Genomic DNA, 7387 nt, shown 5'->3' with positions numbered 1-7387 from the left:
ATCTCGCATCTCGCATCTCGCATCTCGCATCTCGCATCTCGCATCTCGCATCTCGCATCTCGCATCTCGCATCTCGCATCTCGCATCTCTAACCTTTATTTATCTCTAATATCGCTTTTAACGTATGTTCTTTTTCAAGAATATCGCGATAAAGAGCAAACTGGTTGCGGGCGCGTTCTAGGTTGTGGTTTGCATGTTTGGTGGCAAAGTAATTATCACCATCAATAAAGTCAGTTAAAAAGCGCAGGCCAATCATAAAGGTCATGACTTTAGTGCCTAACCAAAAGCTTTCTTTTTCGGCATCAGTGATCACATCTTTTAGTGGCTCTACATACCCTTTAACGATGGCAGCAAAGATCTCTTCACGAACACGTACATTATTTAGATTGGTTGAATCTTCTTGCTCAGGAGAGCAGAAGGTACGCACCATATCGCCAAAATCAAATAACCAATAACCTGGCATACAGGTATCGAGGTCGATAACTGCTTTTGCATCGTCAGATTGCGTGCAAAACAGCATGTTATTGATTTTTGTGTCGTTATGGCATGGTCTTAAAGGAATGTTACCTTCAAGCTGTTTTAGCTCTTCAACAAGAGATTGCTGAGCTAAACAAAAATCGATGTCGTCTTGGCAAAGGGCTACACGGTTTACAGGATCTTTTTCGATGACTTTTTTGAAAGCATCAAAGCGCATCGCTAAGTTATGAAAATCAGGGATCACATGATGCAGCTGATCAGCCTGAAAATCTTGTAATGCTAGCGCGAATTGTCCAAATGCATTGGCTGCAGTTTGTGCTTGCGAGATAGTTGCTACCACATCTTCACTATAACTGCCGCCAATAAATTCGAGTGCACGCCAAACACCTTGATCGCATTCAACTAAAAAGTCGCTTTCGATAGTTGGAACATGACGAATAATTTCGAGGCTGTATTCACCATTGTCGTGTTTTTCACTTAGGTGCTGCTCAATTAGTCGTGCATTTTCAACTAGGTGCTCAGGGTTAGGAAACACATCGGTATTTAACTTTTGCACAACCAAGGCGTTTTCTTCTGATTTAAGTAACATGGTTGTGTTGATGTGGCCATTGCCAATTGGCTTTAGCGTTACGTTATCTGTGCTTAAGCCAAAGTGCTCAGAAAGATAAGTTGCAACAGGGTTAGACTTCATTAATTTTCCATTACTTATTTTTTGCAAGAAGAGGCGAGGGTTTAATCGTTTAGCTTACGACGTAACTGACATAAAGTGTGTGCTATTGCATCCAGTTCAGCTTTGTAGGTTACGCCATACCATGGCTCTTGTGCAGTATAAACGGTTACAGCTTGGCGGTTATCTTGAATCGCGAGTTGTATCTCATTTGGTAAATAATACTCTTTCGTGACACCGTTGTCAGTATTTTCTAAAAACTCAATAAAGCCTGTTTCTAAGTCATTAAATAAACTCGGTGTTATTCCCCAAAAGCTCATAGAACCTAGGGCATCATCGGCAATTTGTAATCTTTCCCCATGTGGATTGTTGCCTTTTAAAACATTATTTTCGAGTTTGATATCTAGGTACTCGACCACATCAGATAAATGCTGGTGGCTATCAACAGAGCATACACCTCGATTTACACCACCTTCTTCGGAGAGTGTATCTTTTATTGGGTAGCCTACCATCGCCCAATTGCTATGCTGTTTGAAGTGTTCACTAATAATGGCAAAAGAAGACTCGCCATAATAGTCATCGGCTGTAATGACAATAGCAGGGTTATTTACATAGGGTTTTGCGCAAAGTAATGCATGACCTGTACCCCAAGGTTTTAGGCGTTCAGCGGCTAGGTGTTCATAGCCATTTGGTACTGCACTAATTGCTTGCTCAACTAGGATTACTTCGAGCGACTCAGGTAGGCGCGGTAAAATCGTCGCTTCAAACTCTGCACGAATTTTTTTATTAATGATGATCACCGCTTGGCTCACACCAGCTTTAACCGCATCCTGAATACTAAGTTCCATGATGGTACAGCCCAGCCCTGGAATTTCGGCAATTTGTTTGTTTCCGCCAAAGCGGCTACCCAGCCCGCCAGCCAATACGATTAAAGTAAGAGAGTGTTGAGTCATCGCGAAAGTTAAATAAAAAACAAAGGAAAAGTGTACCAGAAACAATCACGGGGGAGGAAGAGAAGCTTTAAGCTATAAGCTATAAGCTGTAAGTTTTGAGCCGAGCGGTGTTGTTTGTGGGCCTTACCCAAGGGCCTACCTCGTAGGAGGTACTTTAGTGCCGAAGTGTTTAGAGCAATTCACGGCTAAAGCCGTTCCCACGTAGGCGTGAAATTTAAGGAGCCGTCAGCCTTCAGCTGCCAGTTTTGAGCCGAGCGGTGTTGTTTGTGGGCCTTACCCAAAGGCCTACCTCGTAGGAGGTACTTTAGTGCCGAAGTGTTTAGAACAATTCACGGCTAAAGCCGTTCCCACGTAGGCGTGAAATTTAAGGAGCCGTCAGCCTTCAGCTGTAAGTTTTGAGCCGAGCGGTGTTGTTTGTGGGCCTTACCCAAAGGCCTACCTCGTAGGAGGTACTTTAGTGCCGAAGTGTTTAGAGCAATTCACGGCTAAAGCCGTTCTCACGTAGGCGTGAAATTTAAGGAGCCGTCAGCCTTCAGCTGCCAGTTTTGAGCTGAACGGTGTTGTTTGAAGGTTCTTTAATGATTTTCCGGTTTGGTGTTGAATGTTAGACGCGCCAAGCAAGCGTCGCACCTCACATCTTGCATCTCGTACCTCGCATCTCGTACTTCGACTCTCGAACCTAATAGCTTCATATTTACGTAGGTGGTATATTCTCTTTGTGGTGATTAACCTTTTTAGGTAGACGATTAATGGCAAAAGATAGATACGCGCCAAAGGCTGTTGGCGATATTATGGCGGGCTTGAGTGGTCGCTTGGCATCTTATGCTGGTAAAACCCAAGGCTTGTCTTCTCAACAAACGATTCTTGATGACTTTTTAGGTGAAACGCTTTCGAAAAAATGCCGAGTAAGTAATTACCGTGATGGTACTTTGATGATCGAAGCGGTTTCGGCACCGATTGCACTGCGTTTAAATTACTTAAAAATGGATATGCTCTCGCATTTTCGTGCCGCTGGTATGGTCGAACTTGGGCAAATTAAAATTACCGCAAACCCACAAGCAACTCAGCGCTTATCGGCAACAAATAAGCCAGAGCAAAAGCCTGTTTCTAAACGTCAAATGAGCGAACAAACAGCCGATTACCTCAGCGCCATCGCCGCAGACGCCCCTCCATCTTTAAAAGCCAAGTTAGAGCGTTTAGCGCAACATGGGCGGAAAAAATAAGTAAAGCCATCAGCTTTTAGCTTTAAGCTATAAGCTGTAAGTTTTAAGTTCAAGGTGTGGTTTGTGGGTCTAGCTCGTAGGAGGTACTTTAGTGCCGAAGTGTTTAGAACAATTCACGGCTAAAGCCGTTCCTACGTTTTGGTGTAGGCGTGAAATTGTAGCAGCGGGTTTACCCCGCGTTATCTTTGAATATTGCGCGATATAAAATCGCGCCTACGATAATTCGCATCTCGCATCTCGCATCTCGCATCTCGTATCTCGCATCTCGCATCTCGCATCTCACATCTCGTTCCTCGCATCTCGTTCCTCGCATCTCGTTCCTCGCATCTCGTTCCTCGCACCTCGTTCCTCGCACCTCGTTCCTCGCACCTCGTTCCTCGTCTCTCGAATCGCCTTTTTTCTCCCCTGATCTTGATTTTATTCTTATTGTCGCCATATCTATTCAGTAATCTTGTTTTCACCCTTTTTATGGGGTTAGATCAAAGATTATGGCTGATTTTTAAATTTTCTTGCCGAAATTCCATATCTTCATAAACAGAAGGTTTGATGTTGCGCAGACTCTGGTATGATAGCGCACGAAATAAGCGGTGTTTTGAACAGCGTACTGATAAATTGTTAATTAATATGCCCTACATCATGAGCATAAGCGCATATTAATTATCAATTGAAGAAAGTGGGTTAGCTAATGACTAGCTAACAAAGAATATATTGTAACGGTTTTATCATGATATCTAATTTATTTACCAAGATTTTTGGTAGTCGCAATGACCGCACTATTAAAAACCTAAGAAAGACGGTCGCTCTAATTAATGCGCTTGAAAAGCAATTAGAAGCGCTTTCTGATGAAGATTTAAAAGCAAAAACAGCTGAATTTAGAGAGCGTTACGATAACGGACAAAGCCTAGATGACATTTTACCAGAAGCATTTGCTGTGGTACGTGAAGCATCTAAGCGTGTAAATGGCATGCGTCACTTCGACGTACAGCTACTAGGTGGTATGGTTTTACATCAAGGTCGCATCGCAGAAATGCGTACCGGTGAAGGTAAAACACTAACAGCAACATTACCTGCATACCTTCGTGGTTTAACAGGTAAAGGTGTTCACGTAATTACCGTGAACGACTACCTTGCAAAACGTGACGCCGAAACTAACCGCCCATTATTTGAGTTCTTAGGCCTAACAGTTGGCTGTAACGTACCAGGCATGATGCCACAGCAGAAGAAAATCGCTTACGCTGCCGACATCACTTACGGTACAAATAACGAATTTGGCTTTGATTATCTACGCGATAACATGGCATTTAGCATTGAAGAGCGTGTACAACGCCCACTTTACTACGCCGTAGTGGATGAGGTGGATTCAATCCTAATCGATGAAGCGCGTACGCCGCTGATTATCTCAGGCCCAGCTGAAGACAGCTCTGAGCTTTACATCGAAATCAACAAAATTGTGCCTGATCTAGAGCTACAAGAAAAAGAAGATGAAGAAGGCGTTGAAGGCGACGGCGATTACACTATCGATGAAAAGTCTAAGCAAGTTCACTTAACTGAACGTGGTCAAATTAAAGTTGAAGAGCTACTAATTGAGCGCGGCTTAATTCAAGAAGGTGATTCACTTTACTCAGCTTCAAGCATCACATTATTAAGCCATGTGTATGCGGCACTTCGTGCTCACAAGCTTTATCAAAAAGACGTTGATTACGTTGTTAAAGAAAACGAAGTTATCATCGTTGATGAGCACACAGGCCGTACAATGGAAGGTCGTCGTTGGTCAGAAGGTTTACACCAAGCTGTTGAAGCAAAAGAAGGTGTACGCATTCAAAACGAAAACCAAACATTGGCATCAATCACATTCCAAAACTACTTCCGTTTATACGACACGCTAGCGGGTATGACAGGTACAGCAGACACAGAAGCGTTTGAGTTCCAGTCTATCTATGGTCTAGACACAGTAGTAATGCCAACTAATAAACCGATGATCCGTGATGATCGTGCTGACCTTGTGTACCTAACACAAGAAGAAAAGTACGAAGCAATCCTTGCTGATATCAAAGATTGTCAAGAGCGTGGTCAACCGGTACTTGTGGGTACTATTTCAATCGAAAGTTCTGAGTACTTATCACAGTTCTTACGTAAAGAAAAAATTAAGCACAATGTACTTAATGCTAAGTTCCACGCACAAGAAGCAGATATTGTTGCCGATGCAGGTTTACCTGGCACAGTAACTATTGCAACTAACATGGCCGGTCGTGGTACCGATATCGTGTTAGGTGGTAACTGGAACAGCGAAGTTGAAAAGCTAGAAAACCCAACTGATGAACAAATCAAAGCGATTAAAGATGAATGGCAAAAACGCCACGATGCAGTAATCGAAGCAGGTGGTCTACACATCATTGGTACTGAGCGTCACGAATCTCGTCGTATCGATAACCAGTTACGTGGTCGTTCTGGTCGTCAAGGTGATGCCGGTTCAAGCCGTTTCTACTTATCAATGGACGACGCGCTAATGCGTATTTTCGCTGGTGAGCGCATGACTAACATGATGCGTAAACTAGGTATGCAACGCGGTGAAGCAATTGAGCACCCTTGGGTTAACCGTGCAATCGAAAACGCGCAACGCAAAGTTGAAGCACGTAACTTCGACGTTCGTAAGCAATTACTTGAGTACGATGACGTAGCAAACGACCAACGTCGTGTTGTTTACTCGCAGCGTAACGAGCTACTTGAAGAAGGCGATATTTCAGAAACTATCACTGCAATTCGCGGCGATGTGTTAAATGGTGTGATTGATCAATTCATTGCACCGCAAAGCTTAGCTGAAATGTGGGATATCCCAGGTCTTGAAGAACGCTTAAAACAAGATTTCTTAATCGAGCTGCCAATTTCACAATGGCTAGCTGACGATAGCAAACTATACGAAGAGAAACTTCGTGAGCGTATCGAAGAAGCGGTTGAGCAAGCGTACAAGCAAAAAGAAGAGATGGTAGGCGAGTCTGTACTACGTCAATTCGAAAAAGCAATTATGCTACAAAGCCTAGACCAACATTGGAAAGATCACTTAGCCGCGATGGACCACCTTCGTCAAGGTATCCACTTACGTGGTTACGCACAGAAGAATCCTAAGCAAGAGTACAAGCGCGAGTCGTTCGAGCTATTCTCTGAAATGCTTGAGAACTTAAAAGTCGACGTTGTGGGTATTTTAAGTAAAGTACAAGTTCGCGCTGAAGAAGATGTTGAGAAAGTTGAAGAGCAACATCGCCGTAGCGAAAATGCACCACGTGAATACCAACACGAAGAAGCTGAGCACATCGGTGGCGAAACACCAGAAGGTGCTGTAGTAACACAACGTGCAGAACCAAAAGTAGGCCGTAACGAGCCGTGTCCTTGTGGTTCAGGTAATAAATATAAGCAGTGTTGCGGTAAATTAAAATAACCAAAACACGGTGATAAAAAGCGACGCTTGCGTCGCTTTTTTTATGATTAAGGAAACAACAAATGACTAAAAAAGTAGTGCATGTTGCTGTTGGCGTTATTTATAAAGATCAGCAATTATTTATTTGTAAGCGCCCAGACGACAAACATCAAGGCGGCTTATGGGAATTCCCTGGCGGCAAAGTAGAGCAGGGCGAAAGCGTATTTACCGCACTTCAGCGCGAGCTATTAGAAGAAGTAAACCTAACTGTAAACGCCAGTGAAGAGCTAATGGTTATCGAATATGACTACGGCGATAAATGCGTACGTTTAGATGTGCACATTGTTGATGATTTCACAGGCACGGCCCATGGCGCTGAAGGCCAACAAGGCAAATGGGTTGCACTCAACGAGCTTGATGATTACAGCTTCCCAGCCGCGAATGTTGAGATTATCGAAAAGATAAAACAGAGGTATGAGCTGTAACAGCCGTCAGTTTCTAGCCGAGCGGTGTTGCTTGTAGGTCTTTGCCAAGGCCTACCTCGTAGGAGGTACTTTAGTGCCGAAAACAATTCACGGCTAAAGCCGTTCCTACGTTTTGATGTAGGCGTGAAATTGTAGCAGCGGGTTTACCCCGCGTTATCTTTGAATATCTG

The 7387-nt window shown here is 43.6% G+C and carries 5 protein-coding genes; 3 read left to right on the top strand and 2 right to left on the bottom strand.

Going from position 1 to position 7387, the window contains the following annotated elements:
- Positions 1–88 precede the first annotated feature (88 nt).
- Both AN394_RS20600 and AN394_RS20595 read right to left on the bottom strand, forming a co-directional pair.
- Positions 89–1168: a phosphotransferase enzyme family protein gene (locus AN394_RS20600; protein ID WP_055022440.1), complete on the bottom strand. Its 1080-nt coding sequence runs from the start codon at positions 1166–1168 to the stop codon at positions 89–91.
- A 41-nt stretch (positions 1169–1209) separates the two neighbouring features.
- Positions 1210–2097: an NTP transferase domain-containing protein gene (locus AN394_RS20595; protein ID WP_055022439.1), complete on the bottom strand. Its 888-nt coding sequence runs from the start codon at positions 2095–2097 to the stop codon at positions 1210–1212.
- Positions 2098–2846: 749 nt separating this feature from the next.
- Between AN394_RS20595 and AN394_RS20590 the strand changes: the two genes are divergently transcribed.
- From AN394_RS20590 to mutT, 3 genes are all read left to right on the top strand, one after another.
- Entirely contained in the window at positions 2847–3320 is a 474-nt protein-coding gene (locus tag AN394_RS20590; RefSeq protein ID WP_055022438.1) for a DUF721 domain-containing protein, read from the top strand.
- A 724-nt stretch (positions 3321–4044) separates the two neighbouring features.
- Positions 4045–6753: a preprotein translocase subunit SecA gene (secA, locus tag AN394_RS20580; protein WP_055022436.1), complete on the top strand. Its 2709-nt coding sequence runs from the start codon at positions 4045–4047 to the stop codon at positions 6751–6753.
- Positions 6754–6815: 62 nt separating this feature from the next.
- The gene (gene mutT, locus AN394_RS20575; RefSeq protein WP_055022435.1) at positions 6816–7217 is read left to right on the top strand and encodes an 8-oxo-dGTP diphosphatase MutT; all 402 of its coding nucleotides are present in this window, start codon (positions 6816–6818) and stop codon (positions 7215–7217) included.
- Positions 7218–7387 lie beyond the last annotated feature (170 nt).

This window comes from Pseudoalteromonas sp. P1-26, assembly GCF_001401795.1.
Classification (GTDB): domain Bacteria; phylum Pseudomonadota; class Gammaproteobacteria; order Enterobacterales; family Alteromonadaceae; genus Pseudoalteromonas.
The sequence above is the reverse complement of the archived record's forward strand: the minus strand, read 5'-3'. Positions and strand labels throughout refer to the sequence as shown.